Origin of the sequence: Janthinobacterium sp. GW458P (assembly GCF_002127585.1) — a bacterium.
In the GTDB taxonomy this organism is placed as follows: Bacteria; Pseudomonadota; Gammaproteobacteria; order Burkholderiales; family Burkholderiaceae_D; genus Janthinobacterium.
The window spans coordinates 54,728-72,654 of the sequence record NZ_NEGZ01000024.1 but is presented as its reverse complement, the minus strand read 5'-3'; the positions used below and the strand labels follow the sequence as shown (position 1 = coordinate 72,654).

Annotated in this window: 18 protein-coding genes and 1 pseudogene; 12 read left to right on the top strand and 7 right to left on the bottom strand. The window is 65.6% G+C overall.

Annotated features, from left to right (window positions below; all coding sequences use genetic code 11):
* Nucleotides 1-330, top strand: a pseudogene (locus CBW50_RS29380) (hypothetical protein); the annotation flags it as partial.
* A 403-nt stretch (nucleotides 331-733) separates the two neighbouring features.
* Here the strand turns inward: CBW50_RS29380 and CBW50_RS15180 are convergent.
* Entirely contained in the window at nucleotides 734-985 is a 252-nt protein-coding gene (locus CBW50_RS15180) for a flagellar protein FliT (protein ID WP_319017199.1), read from the bottom strand.
* Nucleotides 986-1,222: 237 nt separating this feature from the next.
* Nucleotides 1,223-2,050 carry an HDOD domain-containing protein gene (locus CBW50_RS15175; protein WP_086146337.1) on the bottom strand — a complete coding sequence of 276 codons (828 nt, stop codon included), beginning with the start codon at nucleotides 2,048-2,050 and terminating at the stop codon, nucleotides 1,223-1,225.
* A 158-nt stretch (nucleotides 2,051-2,208) separates the two neighbouring features.
* On the opposite strand from CBW50_RS15175, the gene CBW50_RS15170 reads away from it, so the two are divergent.
* From CBW50_RS15170 to CBW50_RS15160, 3 genes are all read left to right on the top strand, one after another.
* On the top strand, nucleotides 2,209-4,278 hold the full coding sequence (locus tag CBW50_RS15170; RefSeq protein WP_086146336.1) for a M13 family metallopeptidase: 2,070 nt from the start codon (nucleotides 2,209-2,211) through the stop codon (nucleotides 4,276-4,278).
* A gap of 67 nt (nucleotides 4,279-4,345) precedes the next feature.
* Nucleotides 4,346-4,993, top strand: a complete 648-nt coding sequence (locus CBW50_RS15165; protein WP_086146335.1) for a bifunctional 2-polyprenyl-6-hydroxyphenol methylase/3-demethylubiquinol 3-O-methyltransferase UbiG — start codon at nucleotides 4,346-4,348, stop codon at nucleotides 4,991-4,993.
* A 154-nt stretch (nucleotides 4,994-5,147) separates the two neighbouring features.
* Complete coding sequence (locus CBW50_RS15160) at nucleotides 5,148-5,333, top strand: CsbD family protein (protein WP_034759763.1); 186 nt, start codon at nucleotides 5,148-5,150, stop codon at nucleotides 5,331-5,333.
* A gap of 74 nt (nucleotides 5,334-5,407) precedes the next feature.
* On the opposite strand, the gene CBW50_RS15155 is transcribed toward CBW50_RS15160, so the two are convergent.
* The 3 genes from CBW50_RS15155 to CBW50_RS15145 all read right to left on the bottom strand — a co-directional run bounded on the left by CBW50_RS15155 (nucleotide 5,408) and on the right by CBW50_RS15145 (nucleotide 10,061).
* Nucleotides 5,408-7,618 (bottom strand): alpha/beta fold hydrolase, encoded by a 2,211-nt coding sequence (locus tag CBW50_RS15155; protein WP_086146334.1) that lies wholly within the window; start codon nucleotides 7,616-7,618, stop codon nucleotides 5,408-5,410.
* 191 nt (nucleotides 7,619-7,809) lie between these two features.
* A complete protein-coding gene (locus CBW50_RS15150) occupies nucleotides 7,810-8,649 on the bottom strand; it encodes a PhzF family phenazine biosynthesis protein (RefSeq protein ID WP_086146333.1) in 840 nt (279 codons plus the stop codon).
* Between the two features lie 20 nt (nucleotides 8,650-8,669).
* The gene (locus CBW50_RS15145) at nucleotides 8,670-10,061 is read right to left on the bottom strand and encodes an MATE family efflux transporter (protein ID WP_086146332.1); all 1,392 of its coding nucleotides are present in this window, start codon (nucleotides 10,059-10,061) and stop codon (nucleotides 8,670-8,672) included.
* 188 nt (nucleotides 10,062-10,249) lie between these two features.
* Between CBW50_RS15145 and CBW50_RS15140 the strand changes: the two genes are divergently transcribed.
* From CBW50_RS15140 to CBW50_RS15115, 6 genes are all read left to right on the top strand, one after another.
* Entirely contained in the window at nucleotides 10,250-10,927 is a 678-nt protein-coding gene (locus tag CBW50_RS15140; RefSeq protein WP_086146331.1) for a beta/gamma crystallin family protein, read from the top strand.
* Between the two features lie 179 nt (nucleotides 10,928-11,106).
* Complete coding sequence (locus tag CBW50_RS15135) at nucleotides 11,107-11,976, top strand: beta/gamma crystallin-related protein (protein WP_172404774.1); 870 nt, start codon at nucleotides 11,107-11,109, stop codon at nucleotides 11,974-11,976.
* A 90-nt stretch (nucleotides 11,977-12,066) separates the two neighbouring features.
* Nucleotides 12,067-13,056 (top strand): beta/gamma crystallin-related protein, encoded by a 990-nt coding sequence (locus CBW50_RS15130; RefSeq protein WP_172404773.1) that lies wholly within the window; start codon nucleotides 12,067-12,069, stop codon nucleotides 13,054-13,056.
* Nucleotides 13,057-13,212: 156 nt separating this feature from the next.
* The gene (locus tag CBW50_RS15125) at nucleotides 13,213-13,875 is read left to right on the top strand and encodes a beta/gamma crystallin-related protein (RefSeq protein ID WP_086146328.1); all 663 of its coding nucleotides are present in this window, start codon (nucleotides 13,213-13,215) and stop codon (nucleotides 13,873-13,875) included.
* A gap of 131 nt (nucleotides 13,876-14,006) precedes the next feature.
* Entirely contained in the window at nucleotides 14,007-14,933 is a 927-nt protein-coding gene (locus tag CBW50_RS15120; protein WP_086146327.1) for a DnaJ C-terminal domain-containing protein, read from the top strand.
* A 3-nt stretch (nucleotides 14,934-14,936) separates the two neighbouring features.
* Nucleotides 14,937-15,248 (top strand): MerR family transcriptional regulator, encoded by a 312-nt coding sequence (locus CBW50_RS15115; protein ID WP_086146326.1) that lies wholly within the window; start codon nucleotides 14,937-14,939, stop codon nucleotides 15,246-15,248.
* A 3-nt stretch (nucleotides 15,249-15,251) separates the two neighbouring features.
* Here CBW50_RS15115 and CBW50_RS15110 read toward each other — a convergent pair whose 3' ends face one another.
* Together CBW50_RS15110 and CBW50_RS15105 are read right to left on the bottom strand one after the other, a co-directional pair.
* Complete coding sequence (locus tag CBW50_RS15110) at nucleotides 15,252-15,479, bottom strand: hypothetical protein (protein ID WP_086146325.1); 228 nt, start codon at nucleotides 15,477-15,479, stop codon at nucleotides 15,252-15,254.
* Nucleotides 15,480-15,538: 59 nt separating this feature from the next.
* On the bottom strand, nucleotides 15,539-16,453 hold the full coding sequence (locus tag CBW50_RS15105; protein ID WP_086146324.1) for a LysR family transcriptional regulator: 915 nt from the start codon (nucleotides 16,451-16,453) through the stop codon (nucleotides 15,539-15,541).
* A 134-nt stretch (nucleotides 16,454-16,587) separates the two neighbouring features.
* Between CBW50_RS15105 and CBW50_RS15100 the strand changes: the two genes are divergently transcribed.
* Together CBW50_RS15100 and CBW50_RS15095 are read left to right on the top strand one after the other, a co-directional pair.
* Nucleotides 16,588-17,193, top strand: a complete 606-nt coding sequence (locus CBW50_RS15100; RefSeq protein WP_086146323.1) for an FMN-dependent NADH-azoreductase — start codon at nucleotides 16,588-16,590, stop codon at nucleotides 17,191-17,193.
* Between the two features lie 114 nt (nucleotides 17,194-17,307).
* Nucleotides 17,308-17,862 (top strand): nuclear transport factor 2 family protein, encoded by a 555-nt coding sequence (locus CBW50_RS15095; protein WP_086146322.1) that lies wholly within the window; start codon nucleotides 17,308-17,310, stop codon nucleotides 17,860-17,862.
* The last annotated feature ends 65 nt before the right edge of the window (nucleotides 17,863-17,927 follow it).

Here is a 17,927-nt window from a genome sequence, read left to right as displayed (position 1 = left end):
CCTGCCGCCGCCGCGCCGGCCGAGGCCGCGCCTGCGCTGCCGCGCGCCAAGCCCAGGCCCCTGCACGCGCCGCCGCCGGAAAAGAAGGCGGGCGGCAATGGCTTGCTATGGCTGGGCATCGGCACCGCGCTCTTCCTGCTGCTGACGGCCGTCATCGCGTATGCCGTGCGCAAGCGCAGGCAGGCTGCGGCACCGGCGGCGCCATCGAAGTACTGGGTCTTGCTGCGCAAGCCGTTCCGCCGCAAGACCGACGTGCCGGTGCTGACGGAAACGGTGGAAGGGGAGCAAGAGCCGGCGCCGGAAGCGGAGCCGGAGCCGTTCTCCCGTTAACGCTCCGCTGAAATTTGATATGAAAAAAGATATTGAAAAAATACATGGAAACGCGTGTCAATCGCGTTGCCTGTTTTTCAAAGATGGTGATATGATTAATTCAGTGGACTTGCTCTACGACAAAACAGTCCCAGCCTGGCGCAGCCACCAACGATAGCGTGGCGCGGCAAACAGGTGTAGCGTTGCATAAACGCCTGGGCCTGGAAGCGGTCTGCGATGCCGACGATGTGCTCGCGGACGCCGGATGCAACCGGCAGCGAGGCGACGCCAGGAGATACCTGGGGTTCGCCTTCCAAATTCTTTCTCCCTGCCAACACTGGCGCGCGCTGCGCGGCCGGCCAGGGCGGCAGGCGTAAAAAAAGCACCCTCGGGTGCTTTTGTCTTTTCTGCGATGCAAACTTGTTTACATGCGGGCGCGCGCGGCGGGCATCACGCTGGCCAGTTGCGTCATCCACGGTTCCGTGACGGCGCGGATGTCGCGGTCATTCGCCAGGATTTGCTTGAGCAGGTCGATCTTGCGCAGGCGCGCAGCGCCGGCAAGGGCGGGTACCTTGCCCGTCGTGGCCGTGCTGGCCGCGCTGGCGCACTGGTTTTCCAGGGTGTCCAGGCCATCCCAGTCGCTCGTACGCGCCGCCACGACCATTTTATTGGTCATTCCTGCAATATTTTCGTACATCGAGAGAACGTCGTTGGAGGTCATGAGCACACCCGTAACTAGTGAATGGATTACTGCTTGTCTAGGTTAACGGCGGCCACGGCGGGAACTTGAGGGGTTTTTTGAAAATAAATGCAAATAATTTCAACCGCGCGCGCCTGCCTGCCGAAAAATGCGCCGAAACAGCGCGCCAGACCCCGTGGATGCGGGGCTTGGCGGGTGTCGGCGGCGGCGCGCTTATTTCACCAATTCTTCCAGCCCCGCGCTCAGTTCGGCCGGCGGCGGCATCTTGTCCACCAGCACGGAGGGCGGCAGGCCCAGCGATTCAGCCACGTCGCTGGGGTAGCAGGCGATGATTTCTTCATTGCTCAGGGCGTTTTCGTCGACGCGCGCGCGCCAGGCGCCCAGGTGGACGATGGCGGCCAGGCGGTTCAGGGGCGCCTTGATGAGCGGATCGGGAAAGGCGGCGATGGTGGCGGCAAACGTGGGCGGGAATTTCCAGCGGCGCGCCAGTTCCGCGCCCACGTCCGCGTAGCTGTAGCCCAGCGAGACCCGCTCCGCGTCCAGGCGGCGCGCATCGAGCGGCGGGGCGATCTTGTCGAGCTGCATGGCTTGCTCGGGCATGGCGGCATGGATCACCAGTTGGCCGATCGCATGCATCATGCCGATGGTAAACGCCAGGTCCTGGTTGTCGCCCGTCTGCCTGGCGATCCAGCGGGCCGATACGGCGCTGTGCAGGCTGTAGCGCCAGAACTGCGGCAGGTTCAGGCCGGGCACGGCCTTGTAGCCGTTGACCAGGCCCGAACTGATGACGAGCGTGCGCACGGTAACAAAGCCCAGCATCAGCACGGCGTCTTCCACCGTGCCGATGCTGTGCGAGACGTGGTAGTAGGCCGAGTTGGCCAGCCGCAGCAGCTTGGCGCTCAGCGCCGGGTCCGCGCCCAGCTGGCGGGCGATGTCTTCGGTGGAAATGGCGGGATTGTCGAAACTGCGGACCAGTTCGTCGACGACCTTCGGGGCGGTGGGCAGGGCATGGGGTTGCTGGAACAGCGCTTCAAGTTGCATGGCGATTCTCCTTGGCAGTCGCGCGGCACGGTGTCGGGGTCGTGAAACTATATGCCGATTTTTTATGCGCATGCAAAAAAGTTCGCGGGCGGTTTTTTGGCCTGAAACAGGCTATGATTTTAGCCACTCATCCCAGCAATTCAACGAAAGGACCGCCCATGCACGGTTTTCGCTTTTCCTGGCGCCGGACGCCAGTCCAGGCCGCCATCGCCCTGACCCTGGCCGGCGCCACGCTGGCCGCCCTGCCGGCCCTGGCCCACGGCCAGGACGCGGCGGCCGCCCCGGCTGCCGCCAGCGCCGCGCCGGTGTTGCCCGGCGATGATTTCTATTCCTACGTGAATGGCGACTGGATGCGCGCCACGGCCATTCCCGCCGACCGTAGCAGCTGGGGGTCGTTCGCCATGCTGGCCGAGGCAAGCAACAAGCGCATCACGGCCCTGATCGAAGCCTTGCCGGCGGCCGCGGGGCAGGGCAGCGAAGCGCGCCAGGTCGGCGATTTTTACCGCAGCTGGATGGATGAATCGGCTATCGAAGCGAAAGGCTGGGCGCCGCTGCGACCGATGTTGACAAAGATCAATGGCATCCGCGACCAGGCGGGGCTGGCGCGGGCGCTGGGCGAGAGCCTGCGCGCCGATGTCGATCCCCTCAACGCGACCAATTTTTATACGGAAAACCTGTTCGGCCTGTGGGTGGCGCAAGACTTGAACGACCCCACGCGCAATGTCGCCTATCTGCTGCAAGGCGGCCTGGGCATGCCCGACCGCGCTTATTATGCGACGGACAGCGCGCGCATGCAGGGCTTGCGCGCCAGCTACCAGGCGCACATCGCCGCCATGTTCAAGCTGGCCGGCTACGGCGATGCGGCAGGCCGGGCCGCGCGCGTGTTTGCGCTGGAACAGCAGATTGCCGCCAGTCATGCCAGCCGCGAGGATTCGGCCGATGTCGCCAAGGGCAATAATGCGTGGCGCGCCGGGGATTTCGCCAGCAAGGCGCCGGGCCTCGACTGGCAAGCCTTCTTCCAGGCGGCCGGCCTGGGCGCGCAGGCGGATTTCATCGTCTGGCACCCGACGGCGATGACGGGCAGCGCCGCGCTGGTGGCGAGCGTGCCGCTGGCCACCTGGAAGGATTTCCTCGCCTTCCACGCGATCAATCACTTCAGCACGGTCTTGCCCAGGGCGGCGGCCGAACAGCGCTTCGCCTTCTATGGCAGCGCCCTGAGCGGCACGCCGCAGCAGTCGCCGCGCAGCAAGCGGGCGCTGGCCGCGACGAATGCGGCCCTCAGCGACGCCGTGGGCAAGCTCTACGTGGAGCGCTATTTCTCACCGGAATCGAAAGCCCGCGTGCAGGACATGGTGACGAATATCGTCGCCGCCTTCTCGCGCCGCATCGACAAGCTCGACTGGATGGCGCCGCAAACCAAGGCGCAGGCGCAGGAAAAACTCAAGACCCTGTACGTGGGCGTGGGCTATCCGGAGCACTGGACCAGCTATGCGGGCTTGCGCGTGGTGCGCGGCGACGCGCTGGGCAATGCGCAGCGCGCCGAGCAGTTTCATTACCGGCAGGAACTGGCCAAGCTGGGAACGCCGCCCGACCGCAAGGCCTGGGCCATGCCGGCGCAACTGGTCAACGCCGTCAACCTGCCGCTGCAAAATGCGCTGAACTTCCCGGCCGCCATCCTGCAGCCGCCGTTCTTCGATGCGAAGGCGTCCGATGCGGCCAACTATGGCGGCATCGGCGCCACCATCGGCCACGAGATCAGCCACAGCTTCGACGACCAGGGCGCGCAGTTCGACGCCCAGGGCAAGCTGCGCGACTGGTGGACGCCGGCCGACCTGGCGCACTTCCAGGCCGCCTCCCGGCAGCTGGTAGCGCAATTTTCCGCCTATAAACCGTTCCCCGACCTGGCCGTGAATGGCCAGCTGACCTTGAGCGAAAACCTGGCCGACCTGGCCGGCGTGGCGGCCGCGTACGACGCGTTTGCGCTATCGCAAGAAGGCAAGCCGGCGCAGCCGGAAGCGCAGCGCGCGTTCTTCATCGGCTACGGCGTCAGCTGGCGCAGCAAGGCGCGCGAAGCGGCGGCGCGCCAGCAAATCCTCACGGACGGCCATGCGCCGGCGCAATACCGCGCCGCCACCGTGCGCAACCTCGACGCCTGGTATCCGGCCTTCGACGTCCAGCCGGGCCAGCAGCTGTACCTGGCGCCCGAGCAGCGCGTGCGCGTCTGGTAGTCATTTACGGTGCCGCACGCCCAGCGCGCCGGCACCGTAAAATGGCGTGATTACTGATTGGAGCGCCATGAAGCCGACCTCGCAAGACCAGCAAGACCCCATCCACGCCATCACGGGCCGCACCCTGGCCCATTATGACGCCAGCGCCGAGCAGTTTTTCGAGGGCACGCGCGACCATGACGTCAGCCAGAACATCGGCGCGCTGCTGAACGCCATCGGCAGGCCCGCGCCGCTGTCCATCCTCGACCTCGGTTGCGGCCCCGGCCGCGACCTGAAGGCGTTCACGGCCCTGGGCCATCACGCGATGGGCGTCGATGGCTGTCCCCGCTTCGTCGAGATGGCGCGCGCCTACAGCGGCTGCACCGTGTGGCAGCAGGATTTCGTCGACCTCGACCTGCCCGCTGCGCACTTCGACGGCGTGTTCGCCAATGCCGTGCTGTTCCACGTGCCCAGCGCCGCCTTGCCCGGCGTGCTGCGCGCTTTGTACGCGTGCCTGAAGCCGGGCGGCGTGCTGTTCAGTTCGAACCCGCGTGGGCAGAACCAGGAAGGCTGGAACGGCGCGCGCTACGGCAGCTACCATGACGAAGCGAGCTGGGCCGCCTACGTGCAGGCGGCCGGCTTTACCCTGGTCGAGCAGTACTACCGACCGCCGGGCTTGCCGCGCGAGCAGCAGCCATGGCTGGCCACCGTCTGGCGCAAGGATTTGGCGGCCTGATCGACGATGTTGGCACTGTGTTAGGAACCGTACAGAGCCTTTGAACCCCACTGCGTACTATGGACACATCGACACGCAACAAGCAGCGTGTGAGCCGCAGTACCGGCCCTTGCGGGCTGGACAACAGATGTACCAACTACAGTGAGGATCCATCATGAACAAAGATCAAGTCGAAGGTAAACTGAAGGAAGTCGGCGGTAAAATCCAGGAAGCCGCTGGCAAAGTCGTCGGCAGCGAAGAACAGCAAGCCAAGGGCCTGGCCAACCAGGTCGAAGGCAAAGTGCAGAAGAAGGTTGGTGATGTGAAAGATGCAGTCGAAACTGTGACCCGCAAGCCATAATTTCTGCTCCAGTATAAAAAAACCGCCGCCTGTCGCAAGACAGGCGGCGGTTTTTTATTTGATGCAGCGCAAGCTTACTGTGCTGGCTTCATCAGGTTCTGCTTGAAGAACAGCTCGATTTTCTTGTATACGTGGCGCTGGCCCGCGCGCGACGAGATGCCGTGCTTGGCGCCCGGGTAGGTCATCAGGTCGAACTGCACGCCGCGGTTCACCAGCGCGTCGATCAATCGCGTGCTGTTGCTGAACAAGACGTTGTCGTCGGCCATGCCGTGCACCAGCAGCAGCGGCGACTTCAAGCCGTCGAGGTGGGCGAACACGGTGCTGGCCTTGTAGCCGTCCACGTTTTCCTTCGGCATGCCGAGGAATTGCTCCGTGTAGTGGGTGTCGTACAGCGACCAGTCGGTCACGGGCGCCACCGACACGCCCATGGCGATCTTGTCCGATGCGGCCGACAGCAAACGCAGGGTCATGAAGCCGCCGTAGCTCCAGCCGAACACGCCGATGCGTTTCGCATCGACGAAACTTTGCTTGCCCAGCCAGTCGATGCCGACCAGCTGGTCGGCCACTTCGGCGGCGCCCAGGTTGTGGTAGATGGCGTCCGTGAACGCGCGCTCGCGGCGCGAGGAACCGCGGTTATCGAGGCGGAAGACGACAAAGCCCTGCTGCGCCATGTACTGGTCGAAGTTGTTGCCCCAGCGGCGCGCCACGTGCTGCGAGTGCGGGCCGCCATACGTCGACAGGTAGACGGGATAGCGCTTGCCCGCGTCGAAGTTCGACGGCTTGACGATGGAGTAGTACAGCGTCTGGCCATCGTTGGCCTTCAGGGTGCCGTATTCGGTCGGCAGGTGGTCGGCCTTGTACTTGAAATACGGGTGGCTGGCGTTGAGCGCGTTTTCTTCCAGCCAGCCCACCATGGCGCCGTCCGGGCGGCGGATGCTCACTTGCGGCGGCGTGGCCGGGTCGGAATACGTGTCGACGAAGACTTCGCCATTGCGCGAGAACGTCGTGTCGTGCCAGCCGTCGGCTTTCGTCACGCGCTGCGGCTTGTCGGCCGTGCTGCCGTCGAGGGCCAGGGCGTAGGTCTGCTTGTCGATCACGGCGTCGCGGTTCGACGATACATAGACCTTGCCCGACTTCTGGTTCACGGCCAGCACGCTGTCGATGCCCCACTCGCCGGAAGTGACAGGGTGCAGCAGCTTGCCGCCCATGTCGTACAGGTACAGATGGTTGCGGCCCGTGCGCTCGGACGACCACAGGAAGGTGCCGTTGGCCAGGAAGCGCAGGTCGTCATGGATGCTGACCCAGGTTGTCGACGTTTCCGTCAGCAGGGTGCGCTGCGCCAGGGTGGCCGCGTCGACGGCGACCAGGTCCAGCGTCTTCTGGTCGCGCGACTGGCGCTGGTAGACGAGCGACTTGCTGTCCGCGCTCCAGTCGGCGCGCACCAGGTAGATATCGGGGTTGGTGCCCAGGGCCACCTGGCGCTGCGCGCCCGTTTCCGGCGAGACGATCAGCAACTGCACCAGCACGTTCGGGTCGCCGGCGGCAGGGTAGCGCTGCTCGACGACGTCGGTGCGGTCGGCGAAGATTTCGAAGCGCCGCACGACGGGCACGGGCGCTTCGTCATAGCGTTTATACGCGATGGCCGAATCGTCGGGCGCCCAGTAGTAGCCGGTGCGCTGTCCCATTTCTTCCTGCGCCACGAATTCGGCTTCGCCGTTGCGTATCGTGCCCTTGCCGTCGCTCGTCAGCTGGCGTTCCTTGTCCGTCTTGAGGTCGATCACATAGATGTTTTGATCGCGCACAAACGACACGTAGCGGCCTTTCGGCGAGATTTTCGGGTCCAGCACATTGCCCTTGGCGACCAGGCGCGCCTTGTCCGGATGGGCCGCGTCGACCAGGTACAGATTGCCGGCCAGCGGCACCAGCAGCTGCTTGCCGTCCGGCGACCAGCTGTAGCTGAGAATGCCGTTCAGGCTGGCCGTGCGCTCGCGTTCGCGGCGCGCCTGCTCTTCGGGCGAAATCGTTTCATTCGGCACCAGCGCCTTCGAGTCGACCAGGCGGTGCGTGCTCTTGTCCTTCAGCTTGAATTCCCACAGGTCGAGCTGGAACTGGTTGTCGGCGCGGCCGCGCAGGAAGGTCACGCGCTCGCCGTCGGGCGAGACCTTCAGGTTGCGCACGCCGGGGCCGGCCAGCGCCGGATCGGCGTGGATGCGTTCCAGGGTCAGCTTTTCAGCCGATGCGGGAACGCTGGCCATCGCGGCCAGGAAACAAAGAATAAAACGCATGGATGTCTCGGTAGTTGAAGGAATGAATGGCACTGCCAGGGAAGGCAAGCTTGAGCGTTGCCTAAGCGTAAGACGATACCAGAGCGTGCCTGTTTATGCGATAGCCCCGGCCACGGAATAAGCGCTTCCTGGCCGTATTTCCTTCGTCAAAAATGTCTAGCAGCCGCCCATTCCATGGCGCTTTGCCCCGTTCAGGCCAATATCGTACCTGCGATCACCGTCAGGCAGGCGCCGCCTATCCAGGCGTGGCCAGCGCGGAAAGTGACGGACACGCGGCCGTCGCGCTGCAGGCACGTGCCCTGGCGGACCGTGTAGTCGGCACCCGCCAGCAGGTGCGCGATGCAGGCGTTGGCGCTGCCCGTGACGGGGTCTTCGACCAGCGCGCCGTGTTCGCTGAGCAGCGCGCGCACTTCGTAGTCGGCCGGCCCGCCTGCGCCGTGCGGGCCGTACAGCGCCAGGCCGTCGGCGCCGGCGGCGGCCAGCAAGGGCGTCAGCGCGGCGATGTCGGCGCGCACGGCCAGGCAGGCGGCGGCGCTGGCCAGCGGCACGCACAGCCAGCGGATGCCCATGTCGGCGATGGTGGCGCCAGCGGCCAGTTCTCCGCCCAGCGCTGTTTGCAGCAGCGGCAGCAGCGCCGGGTCGAGCGCGCGCGTGGCGCAGGACGGCGCCTGGAACGCCAGCACGCCGCCGGCGCCCCGTTCTATCTGCACCAGGCCGACGCCGCACTCCTGCACGATGCGCGCGCCCCTGGGCTGCATGCCCGCATCGAGCAGGGCGTGCGCCGTGCCCAGGGTCGGGTGGCCGGCGAACGGGAATTCCATCTCGGGCGAAAAAATCCGCACGCGGTAATCGGCGGCCGGGTCGCGCGGCGCCAGCACGAAGGTGGTTTCCGACAGGCCCGTCCAGCGCGCGATGGCGTGCATCTGCGCGTCATCGAGGCCGTCGGCGTCCAGCACCACGGCCAGCGGATTGCCCGAGAAGGGAACCGTGCTGAAGACGTCGACTTGCCTGAAGGGGCGTGGTTGCGGCATGAGGCTTCCTTGCTGGTTTATCAGGCTGCGCGCAGGCGCTGCAGCGACAGGCGGTTCAGATACCAGGTCAGCAGCACGGCGGCCACCGTCAGGCCCGTCACCAGGCCGATCCAGAAGCCGGCGGCGGCCATCGGCGCGGCCGGCGACCAGATGAAACCGGCCGGCGCCAGGCCCAGCACATAGCCGATGGGCAGCGAGAAGCCCCAGAACGCCAGCAGCTGGATCAGCATCGGCTGGCGCGTCACCTTGTAGCCGCGGATGGCGCAGGACGTGGCCACCTGCGTCGCGTCGGACAGCTGGAACAGGGCGGCGAACAGCAGCAGCTGCGCGCACAGTTCCTGCACCTGCGGGTCCGACGTGTAGGCTTGCGCGATCTGGTGGCGGAAGACGGTGATCAGGGTGGCCGAGACGATGGCCGCCGTCAGCGACATGGCCACGCCCACCCACGAAATGAAGCGCGCCTTGTGCAGATTGGCTTCGCCCACGGCATGGCCCACGCGCGTGACGAGCGCAATGCCGAAGGTGAGCGGCACCATGAAGACGACGGACGAGAAATTGAGGGCGATCTGGTGCGCCGACACCTGGATTACGCCGAAGCGCGCCACCAGCAGGCTGATGACGCCAAAGGCGCTCACTTCGGCAAAATACGTCACGCCGATGGGCAGGCCCAGGCGCAGCATGGGGCCGATGGACGCCATCTGCGGCCACTCCCAATGCGTAAACGGATACGTGGCGTGGTAGGCGGGCGCGATCCTGATCCACGCCAGCATGGCCAGCAGCATCATCCACACGCAGCAGGTGGTGGCCACGGCGCAGCCCACGCCGCCCAGCTTCGGCATGCCCCAGTGGCCGTAGATCAGCAGGTAGTTGACGAAAATATTCAGCGCCAGGGCGGCCAGGGCGATGACCATCACGGGCTTGGTCTGGTTGATGCTGGTGCTGTAGCCGTACAGCGCGCGGTAGGCGGCGAACGGCGGCAGCGCGCAGCTGATGATGTGCACGAACAGCTTGGCCTTGGCGGCAACCGCCGCTTCGAGCATCAGGTGGTCGAACACCAGCGCCGCCATGTTCGTCAGCAGGCAAGCCACCAGGCCGACCAGCAGCGCCTTCCACAGCGCCTGGCGCACGATGTGCGGCACCCGGTCGTGGCGCGCCGCGCCGATTTCATGCGCCACGAGGGTATTGATCGCCATCATGATGCCGCTCACGGTGACGAGCACGATGGACCAGATGGCCGCGCCCAGCGAGACGGCCGCCAGCTCCTCGGGATTGGTATGGCCCGTCATGGCCACGTCGGCCGCGCCCATGCCGACGGTGGCCAGCTGGCCGATCAGGATGGGCCAGGCCAGCTTCCAGAGCGAGGAAACTTCATTGCGGACGGCGGGCAGGGTGAACGAGGTCGTGTGTGGCATGGGCGGCAAGCTTGACTAAAGACAAGATTCTACCGGCATTCGCCGTGCTTGTCCGCGCGCCGCCCCCGGCGCCCGCCTCGGTAATCATTTGTTACAGCTAAGAAGGCCAGTCGCGGATAGACTGCGCGCTCTATTTGGCAAAATGACCAAATAGTCAAACCGCAATACATTGACTATGGAGCAAGACCATGCTGAAACACACCCTGAGGTGCGCCCTGTTGCTGGGCGCCGCCATGACGGCCGAACTGGCCGGCGCCGGCGAACTGACCCTGTATTCGCGCGACGATTACCACGGCCGCTCGCAGACCGTGCGCGACGCCGTCGCCGACCTGGAAACCCTGCGCTTCAACGACACGACGCAAAGCATCCGCGTGCGCTCTGGCCGCTGGGAAGCGTGCGAGGAAGCCGATTTCCGCGGCGCCTGCTTCCTGCTCGATGCGGGCGAGTATCCCTCGCTCGACGGGCGCGCCAACAAGATCACGTCGCTGCGCGAAGTGCGCGGCGGCTGGGACCGGGGGCGTGACCGCGACTGGGAGCGCGACCGCGACCACGACCGCGACTGGGACGGCCGCCGCGACCATGACCGCGAGCGCGGCCGTCTGCCGGGGCGCGCGCTGGGCGGCGAGCTGACTTTTTATACGCGCGACGATTTCGCCGGCCGCAGCTTGACCGTGCGCAACAGTTCGGCCGATTTGCGCGAGCGCGACTTCAATGACACGGTGCAGAGCGTGCGCGTGCGTTCGGGCTACTGGGAAGTGTGCGAGGACGTGGGCTTCCGCGGCCGCTGCCGCACCCTGGAACCGGGAGAATATGCGAGCCTGGAGCGCATGAGCAACCGCATCTCTTCGGTGCGCGAAGTGCGCTGACGCGAGCCGCATAGCGAGGCACATGGCAATGACAGGCTCCTGCGGGAGCCTGTCATTGCTTTTGGTAACAATTTATTGTGCTTTTCACATACTTTGTTACACCGTTTCTGCTGCGGATGGCTACACTGACAGCAGTTGTCATGTCGATCACTTATCCTTGCCGCCACGGAGACCGCCCCATGCATCGCCCCTTCGCCCTCGCCCTGCTGTGCGCCAGTTCGCTGTTTGTCCACCTCGCGGCGCAGGCCGGCGAGATCCGCCTGTAMACCGATGACAATTTCAAGGGCCGGGTGGTGGTCTTGCGCGATACGACGGACGACCTGTCGCGCGTCAATTTCAATGACACCGTCTCGAGCATCCAGGTCGATTCGGGCAGCTGGGAAGTGTGTACGCATGCCGATTTCAAGGGCGATTGCAAGACGCTGGAACGGGGCGACTACCGCTCGATGCCGGGCATGAACGATAAAATCTCGTCGGTGCGCGAACTTGGCGGCGGCGGCAGCAGCGGCAGCGGCGGACGCCGCGCGGCGCTGGAGCTGTTCGCCGACGCCGGCCAGCGCGGCGCGTCGGCCGGCGTGAACGCGGACCGCGACGACCTGGTCGACATCGGCTTCAATGACCGCGCCAGCAGCGCGCGCGTCGAATATGGCTACTGGCAGCTGTGCAGCGATTCCAACTACCATGGCAGCTGCCGCGTGTTCGGGCCGGGCAGCCACGATGACCTGGGCGGCCTGAACGGGCGCGTGTCGTCGGCCCGCCTGGTCGATCCGCGCGAGGAGAACCGTCCGAGAAATGACGAGGGACTGGTGGTGCTGTACGGCCGCGCCTTCCTGAAGGGCCGAGGGCTGCAGGTGAACCGCGACGTCAGCGACCTGGTGCTCCTGAATTTCAACGACCAGGCCGAATCGCTCGCCATCAATGAAGGTACCTGGGAAGTGTGCTCGGACTCGCAGTTCAACGGCAGCTGCGAGCGCATGGGGCCGGGCAGGTATGAAACACTGAACACGGCGCTCGACAAGCGCATTTCCTCGCTGCGCCGCCTGTACTGAGCGTTTTGTGCGGGCTGGCGCTTGTTACAATGGCACCCTGGCGTTTTGGCCAGGCAAATCATCATCAAAGAATGAAGAATGGAGTTAATCATGACGGGCCCTCTCAAACACGCGCTGGCATGCGCGGCGACCTTGCTGCTCTCGCTGGGGGCGCATGCGGCCCATGCGGGCGAAATCACCTTGTTCGAAGACGTCGATTTCCGTGGCCGCGCGGTGAACCTGCGCGAGACGACGGACGATCTGTCCCGCTTTGGCTTCAATGACAAGGTGTCGAGCATCCTGGTGCGTTCGGGCACGTGGGATGTATGTACCGATGCCGGCTTCCGCGGCAATTGCCGCACCCTGGGGCCGGGCGAATACCGCTCGATGCCGGGCATGAACGACGCCATCAGTTCGGTGCGCGAGTCGGGCCGCGGCGATGGCTACAATCCGGGGCGCCCTGGGCGCGATCCCGACCGGGGCCATGGCGGCTATGGCCGTGGCGGCACCCTGGAAGTGTATTCGGGCGCGGGCCAGAATGGCGGCTCGGCGCGCCTGAACCGCGACACGGATGATTTCGTCAATATCGGTTTCAACGACCGCACCACCAGTATCGTCGTTTATAACGGCTACTGGCAGCTGTGCAGCGATTCGAACTACAACGGCATCTGCCGCATCTTCGGCCCTGGCCGCCACGACGACCTGGGACGCGGCCTCGATGGGCGCGTCTCGTCGGCGCGCATGGTCGACGAGCGCGAAGCGCGCCGCCAGCAGCAGTACGATAATCAGTACCAGCGGCCGCAGTATGAGCAGCCGCAGTATCCGCAATACCAGCAGCCGCAGTACCAGCAGCGCGGCGCCGTCCTGCTGTTCCCCGAAGCGGGCATGCGCGGCGAGCCGCTGGCGCTGGACCGCAATGCGGAAGACCTGGTGCGCTACAACTTCAACGACCGCGCCTCGTCCATCATCGTCAATGAGGGCCAGTGGGAAGTGTGCAGCGATTCGAACTTCCATGGCCGCTGCGAAGTGATCGGGCCGGGCGAGTACGGGCGCCTGAACAGCATGGAAAACCAGATTTCCTCGCTGCGCCGCGTGCGCTGATACTCCTCCGCCGTGCTGACAGGCCGCCTGCCGGGTTGATCCCGCCAGGCGGTTTTTACATTCCCGGCCGTGTGCTGACATTTGCTTGCCCTTTGTTACACTCGCCGCCTGCCGCCTGGTCTACACTGGCGAAAATGTCTCAGTATTGGAGTTGTCATGGTTCGATCTTTCCGCCCTGCGCTGTTGTGCGCCGCCACTTTCCTTGCCCCCCTGGCCGCGTCGGCGGGCGAAATCACCCTGTTCCAGGATGCCGGCTTCCGTGGCCGTCCCGTGACCCTGCATTCCGACACGGGCGACCTGTCGCGCATGGGTTTTAACGACAAGACATCGAGCATCATCGTGCGCTCGGGGACCTGGGAAGTGTGCAGGGACGCCAACTACCGTGGCAATTGCCGCGTGCTGCAGCCTGGCCGCTACGACAGCATGCCGGGCATGAACGACGCCGTTTCCTCCGTGCGCGAAGTGGGCCGCCCGGGCCATGGCGGCGACCACCGTCCCTACCCGCCGCGCCCGGAGCGTCCTCATCCCGGCTATCCCGGCCACGGCGGCGGCCACCGTCCCGACATGAATGGCGCCGTGCTGCTGTTTCCCGATGCGGGCATGCGCGGCCGGCCCGTGCGCCTGGACCGCGAAGTGCATGACCTGAGCCGCTATGGCTTCAACGACCGCGCCGAATCGGTGGTGGTCAATTACGGCCGCTGGGAATTCTGCGTCGACGCCAATTTCCGCGGCCGCTGCGTGGTCATGGGGCCGGGCAGCTACGGCCGCCTGCACGGCGGCCTGGACCGCCGCATTTCCTCGGTGCGCCGCGTGCGCTAGGCGTTGTAGCCTTCCTGCCCAGCGCCCGCGCAAGCCGTGCTTCGCGGGCGCTGTTGTATTGTGCGCACGCTATGCCGCAGCCAATTCGTGTACTCTTCCCACAGGCAGTTCAACCATGGGGAGCAGGCACGGTGGAATACAAGGACTACTACAAGGAGCTTGGCGTCGAGAAGACGGCGACCGAGGCCGAGATCAAGAAGGCGTACCGCAAGCTGGTGCGCAAATACCATCCCGACGTGAGCAAGGAGCCGGACGCCGACAAGCGCACCAAGGCCCTCAACGAGGCCTACGGCGTGCTGGGCGACGCGGAAAAGCGCGCCGCCTACGATGAGCTGGGCCGCAGCGCGCAGGGCCATGCCAGGGGAGAGCCTTTCCGGCCGCCGCCGGACTGGGGCGCGGGCTACGAATCGTCGGGCGCCGACGACAGCGACTTCTTCGCCGACCTGTTTGCCCATGTGGGCGGGCGCCGCCGCGCCGGCGGCAGTTTCCAGATGCAGGGCGAGGACAGCCACGCCGCCATTAATATCGACCTGCAGGACAGCTACCACGGCGCCAGGCGCCACATCGTCATGCGCGTGCCCGAAGCGGACGCCCAGGGCCACGTGGTGACGCGCGAGCGCACCCTGGAAGTGACGATACCGAAAGGCGTCACGGAAGGCCAGCAGCTGCGCATGAAGGGCCAGGGCCAGCCGGGCAGCGGCGGCGCGCCCGCCGGCGACCTGTATCTGGAAATCCGCTTCCAGCCCGATGCGCGCTACAAGGTGGAAGGGCGCGACGTCTTCGAGACGGTGCCCGTGACGCCTTGGGAAGCGGCGCTGGGCGGCGAAATCGCCGTGCCCACGCCGTCGGGCACCGTGGCCGTCACGGTGCCGCCCAATTCGCAGACGGGGCGCAAGCTGCGCCTGAAGGGGCGCGGCATTCCCGCCGCCCAGCCGGGCGACCTGTATCTGCTGCTGGAAGTGGTGCTGCCGCCGGCGAACGACGACAAGGCGCGCGAACTGTATGCAACCATGGCGCGCGAGATGGCTTTCAATCCGCGCCAGAAGCTGGGAGGGTAAATCATGACAAACAAGGTAATTGGCGAACTGCTCGAAGACCGTGCCCTGAGCCTGGAAGAACTGGCGCGCGCCTGCGCCGTGGAGCCGGACTGGGTGGTGCAGCATGTGCTGACGGGCGTGCTGCTGCAAAGTGGCCCGCCGGCAGGGCAGCTGACGGCCTGGCGCTTCACCAGCATGGACCTGGTGCGCGCGCGCCGCCTGCACGAAATCGAATCCGTGTTCGACGCCAACGCGGAACTGGCCGGCCTGGTGGTGGATCTGTCGGAAGAAGTGGCGCGCCTGCGCCGCCGCCTGCACGTGCTGGGCGTCGATTAGGCCTTATGCCGGCTCGCCGTGGCGTGCCACGGTGAGCCGCGCAATATAAAACTGCCCGTCGACGACCACCCGGTGCGGGATGCCGGCCACGTCGAAGCCGGGGCCGCCGTCTTCCATCCATTCCTGCGCCAGCGAGTCGAACTGCTGCGGCGTCATGCGCAGCATCTGCGCCGTGATGACGAAGCGCGCGCCTGGTTTTTGCTTGTTGACGAAGTCGTCGATGCCGGCCATGGTGTTTCCTTTTGATACTGATCAATGTATGCGCGCATGATACCCGGCCGCGCGCGCATCTAAAAGACTTGTTCCAGCATCGGCAACTGTTCCGCAAAGCGCTCCGTCAGCCACTTGCCCGCCTGGCCGGGCGGCGTGTCGGCCCGCTGGATCAGGTAAATCGGGTAATTTTCGCCGTTGTCGACGGCCAGCGGCAGGTGCACCAGGCGGCCCGCTTCCAGGTCGTCGCGCACCATCGCTTCGGGCATGTTGCCCCAGCCCAGGCCCGCGCGCAGCAGCGCGTGTTTTGATCCCAGGTCGCCCAGGCGCCAGTTGCGCAAGCCCAGCACGCCGAAATCCTGGCCTTCCGTCAGGGCGCTGCGGTCGCTGAGCACCAGCTGCACGTGTTCGCGCGCCAGGGCCGAGGGAATCGGCCCTGCCAGCTGCGCCAGCGCGTGGCTGGGCGCGGCCACGGGAATCAGGCGCACGTGGCCGACGGCCAGGCGCTCGAAGACGCTGGCCGTGGCCGTCATCCAGCCGCCCAGGCCGATGTGGCAGCTGCCATCCATCACCAGCTGCGCCACGGCGCCCATGGCCTCGATGCGCAGGCGCAGGGCGACGGTGGGGAACTGCGCCTGGAACGCCTCGAGCACGCGCACCAGCACGCAGGTGGGGAACATCACGTCGACCACCACCGACACTTCCGCCTCCAGGCCGCCGGCCAGCGCCTTGGCCCGCGCGCGCATGCCGTCGACCTTCAGGGCCACGGCGCGCGCATCGGCCAGCAGGGCTCGGCCCGCGTCCGTCAGGGTGGGCTTGCGCTTGCCGCGGTCGAGCAGCACCACGTTCAGCTGTTCTTCCAGGTTGGCGATGGTGTAGCTGATCACCGACTGCGTGCGGTGCAGCTGGCGCGCCGCGTGGGCGAAGCCGCCCGCGTCGATGACGGCGACGAAGACGCGCAACTGGTCGAGCGAAGGCTGGCCCGGTTCTCTCATGAATACTCCCTATCTAGAAATTCGATGCTAACCATTGATATTTATACGGTTTTATCGATGGTAGACCCGAACTATGATGTATGCAAGTGCAGCAAACGCCGCACCCCCATCTATCGTCCTTGAAGGAGTGCATCATGGCAAACGTACTACACATCAATAGCAGCGTGCGCAGCAGCGGTTCCCTGTCGCGCCAATTGTCGGGCGAATTCGTCGCCAAACTGGCCGCACAGGGCGACACCATCGTCGTGCGCGACCTGGCGGCGCAGCCCGTGCCGCACCTGACGGAAGAAGTGATGGGCGCGTTCTTCACGCCGGCGGAGCAGCGCAGCGCGCAGGCGGCGGCCGCCGTGCAAGTGTCCGACACCCTCGTCGATGAATTGCTGGCCGCCGACGTGCTGGTGCTGGCCGCCCCCATGTACAACTTTTCCGTGCCATCGACCCTGAAGGCGTGGATCGACCACGTGGCGCGCGCCGGCCGCACTTTCCAGTACACGGCCACCGGTCCCGTCGGCCTGGCCACGGGCAAGAAAGCGTATATTTTCACGGCCAGCGGCGGCGTCTACAGCGAAGGCCCCGGCGCCGCGTATGACTACCTGAGCACCTATCTGCGCACGGCGCTGGGCTTCATCGGCATCACCGACATCGAGTTCGTGCAAGCCGAAGGCGTGGCCATGGGCGAGGACGCCGTCGCCGGCGCCATCGCCAGGGGCCGCGCCTCGATCGCAGCGCTGGCCGCCTGAGTCTGGCCCCGTTCTAGTTCCAAAGAGGGATTGTCAATCTGTCATGGTTGACATAAGCTTGCCGGCGGCACGCCCCGTGCCGGGCCGGCGAGCCGTTCGCCATGAAAGTCCCCCATGCACAAGTTGGCCAGCGCAGTACTGTTCGGCAGTTCCCTGTTTTCGGCAGGCATGGCGCTGGCGCAGTCAGCGCCCGCTGCACCGCCTGCGCCGGCCCACGTGGGCCGCCACGCCGCCACGCCCGAGGATCTTCGCGCCATCGAGCAAGTCGTCGCCGACTTCCAGGCTGCCCTGATTGCCAAGGACGTCAGGCTGCTGTCGTCGCTGATGCTGCACAGCAACATCCTGTTCGCCTCGCCGGCCGACGACGATTTCATCAAGAAGATGCGCGGCACGACGGACGTCCACTTCGACGGCGTCGGAGCGGGCGGCTATGCCGCTTTCGCCAGCTTCATCAAGCGCGAACCGCAGCGCACGGAAGAAAAATTCTACAACGTCAAGATCACCCAGGACCGCCACGTGGCGTGGGTCAATTTCGACTACGAATTCCTCGTCGGCAATAAATTGTCGAACTATGGCGTGGAAGCGTGGCAAATGGTCAAGCGCGACGGCGACTGGAAAATCCTCAGCGTCGTCTGGTCCATGCATGCGGCAGCCGAGGCCGGAAAGTAGCCTGCGCGCACGATGACTGAAGCAAGCTCAAGCGTGCCTTCGGCATGGAGCGGTTGGAACCCGGC

Excerpts from the sequence above, each read along its gene's own strand:
- CBW50_RS15180 (WP_319017199.1), bottom strand. The coding sequence starts at position 985 with ATGACCAATAAAATGGTCGTGGCGGCGCGTACGAGCGACTGGGATGGC.
- CBW50_RS15175 (WP_086146337.1), bottom strand. The coding sequence starts at position 2,050 with ATGCAACTTGAAGCGCTGTTCCAGCAACCCCATGCCCTGCCCACCGCC.
- CBW50_RS15170 (WP_086146336.1), top strand. The coding sequence starts at position 2,209 with ATGCACGGTTTTCGCTTTTCCTGGCGCCGGACGCCAGTCCAGGCCGCC.
- CBW50_RS15165 (WP_086146335.1), top strand. The coding sequence starts at position 4,346 with ATGAAGCCGACCTCGCAAGACCAGCAAGACCCCATCCACGCCATCACG.
- CBW50_RS15160 (WP_034759763.1), top strand. The coding sequence starts at position 5,148 with ATGAACAAAGATCAAGTCGAAGGTAAACTGAAGGAAGTCGGCGGTAAA.
- CBW50_RS15155 (WP_086146334.1), bottom strand. The coding sequence starts at position 7,618 with ATGCGTTTTATTCTTTGTTTCCTGGCCGCGATGGCCAGCGTTCCCGCA.
- CBW50_RS15150 (WP_086146333.1), bottom strand. The coding sequence starts at position 8,649 with ATGCCGCAACCACGCCCCTTCAGGCAAGTCGACGTCTTCAGCACGGTT.
- CBW50_RS15145 (WP_086146332.1), bottom strand. The coding sequence starts at position 10,061 with ATGCCACACACGACCTCGTTCACCCTGCCCGCCGTCCGCAATGAAGTT.
- CBW50_RS15140 (WP_086146331.1), top strand. The coding sequence starts at position 10,250 with ATGCTGAAACACACCCTGAGGTGCGCCCTGTTGCTGGGCGCCGCCATG.
- CBW50_RS15130 (WP_172404773.1), top strand. The coding sequence starts at position 12,067 with ATGACGGGCCCTCTCAAACACGCGCTGGCATGCGCGGCGACCTTGCTG.
- CBW50_RS15125 (WP_086146328.1), top strand. The coding sequence starts at position 13,213 with ATGGTTCGATCTTTCCGCCCTGCGCTGTTGTGCGCCGCCACTTTCCTT.
- CBW50_RS15115 (WP_086146326.1), top strand. The coding sequence starts at position 14,937 with ATGACAAACAAGGTAATTGGCGAACTGCTCGAAGACCGTGCCCTGAGC.
- CBW50_RS15110 (WP_086146325.1), bottom strand. The coding sequence starts at position 15,479 with ATGGCCGGCATCGACGACTTCGTCAACAAGCAAAAACCAGGCGCGCGC.
- CBW50_RS15105 (WP_086146324.1), bottom strand. The coding sequence starts at position 16,453 with ATGAGAGAACCGGGCCAGCCTTCGCTCGACCAGTTGCGCGTCTTCGTC.
- CBW50_RS15100 (WP_086146323.1), top strand. The coding sequence starts at position 16,588 with ATGGCAAACGTACTACACATCAATAGCAGCGTGCGCAGCAGCGGTTCC.
- CBW50_RS15095 (WP_086146322.1), top strand. The coding sequence starts at position 17,308 with ATGCACAAGTTGGCCAGCGCAGTACTGTTCGGCAGTTCCCTGTTTTCG.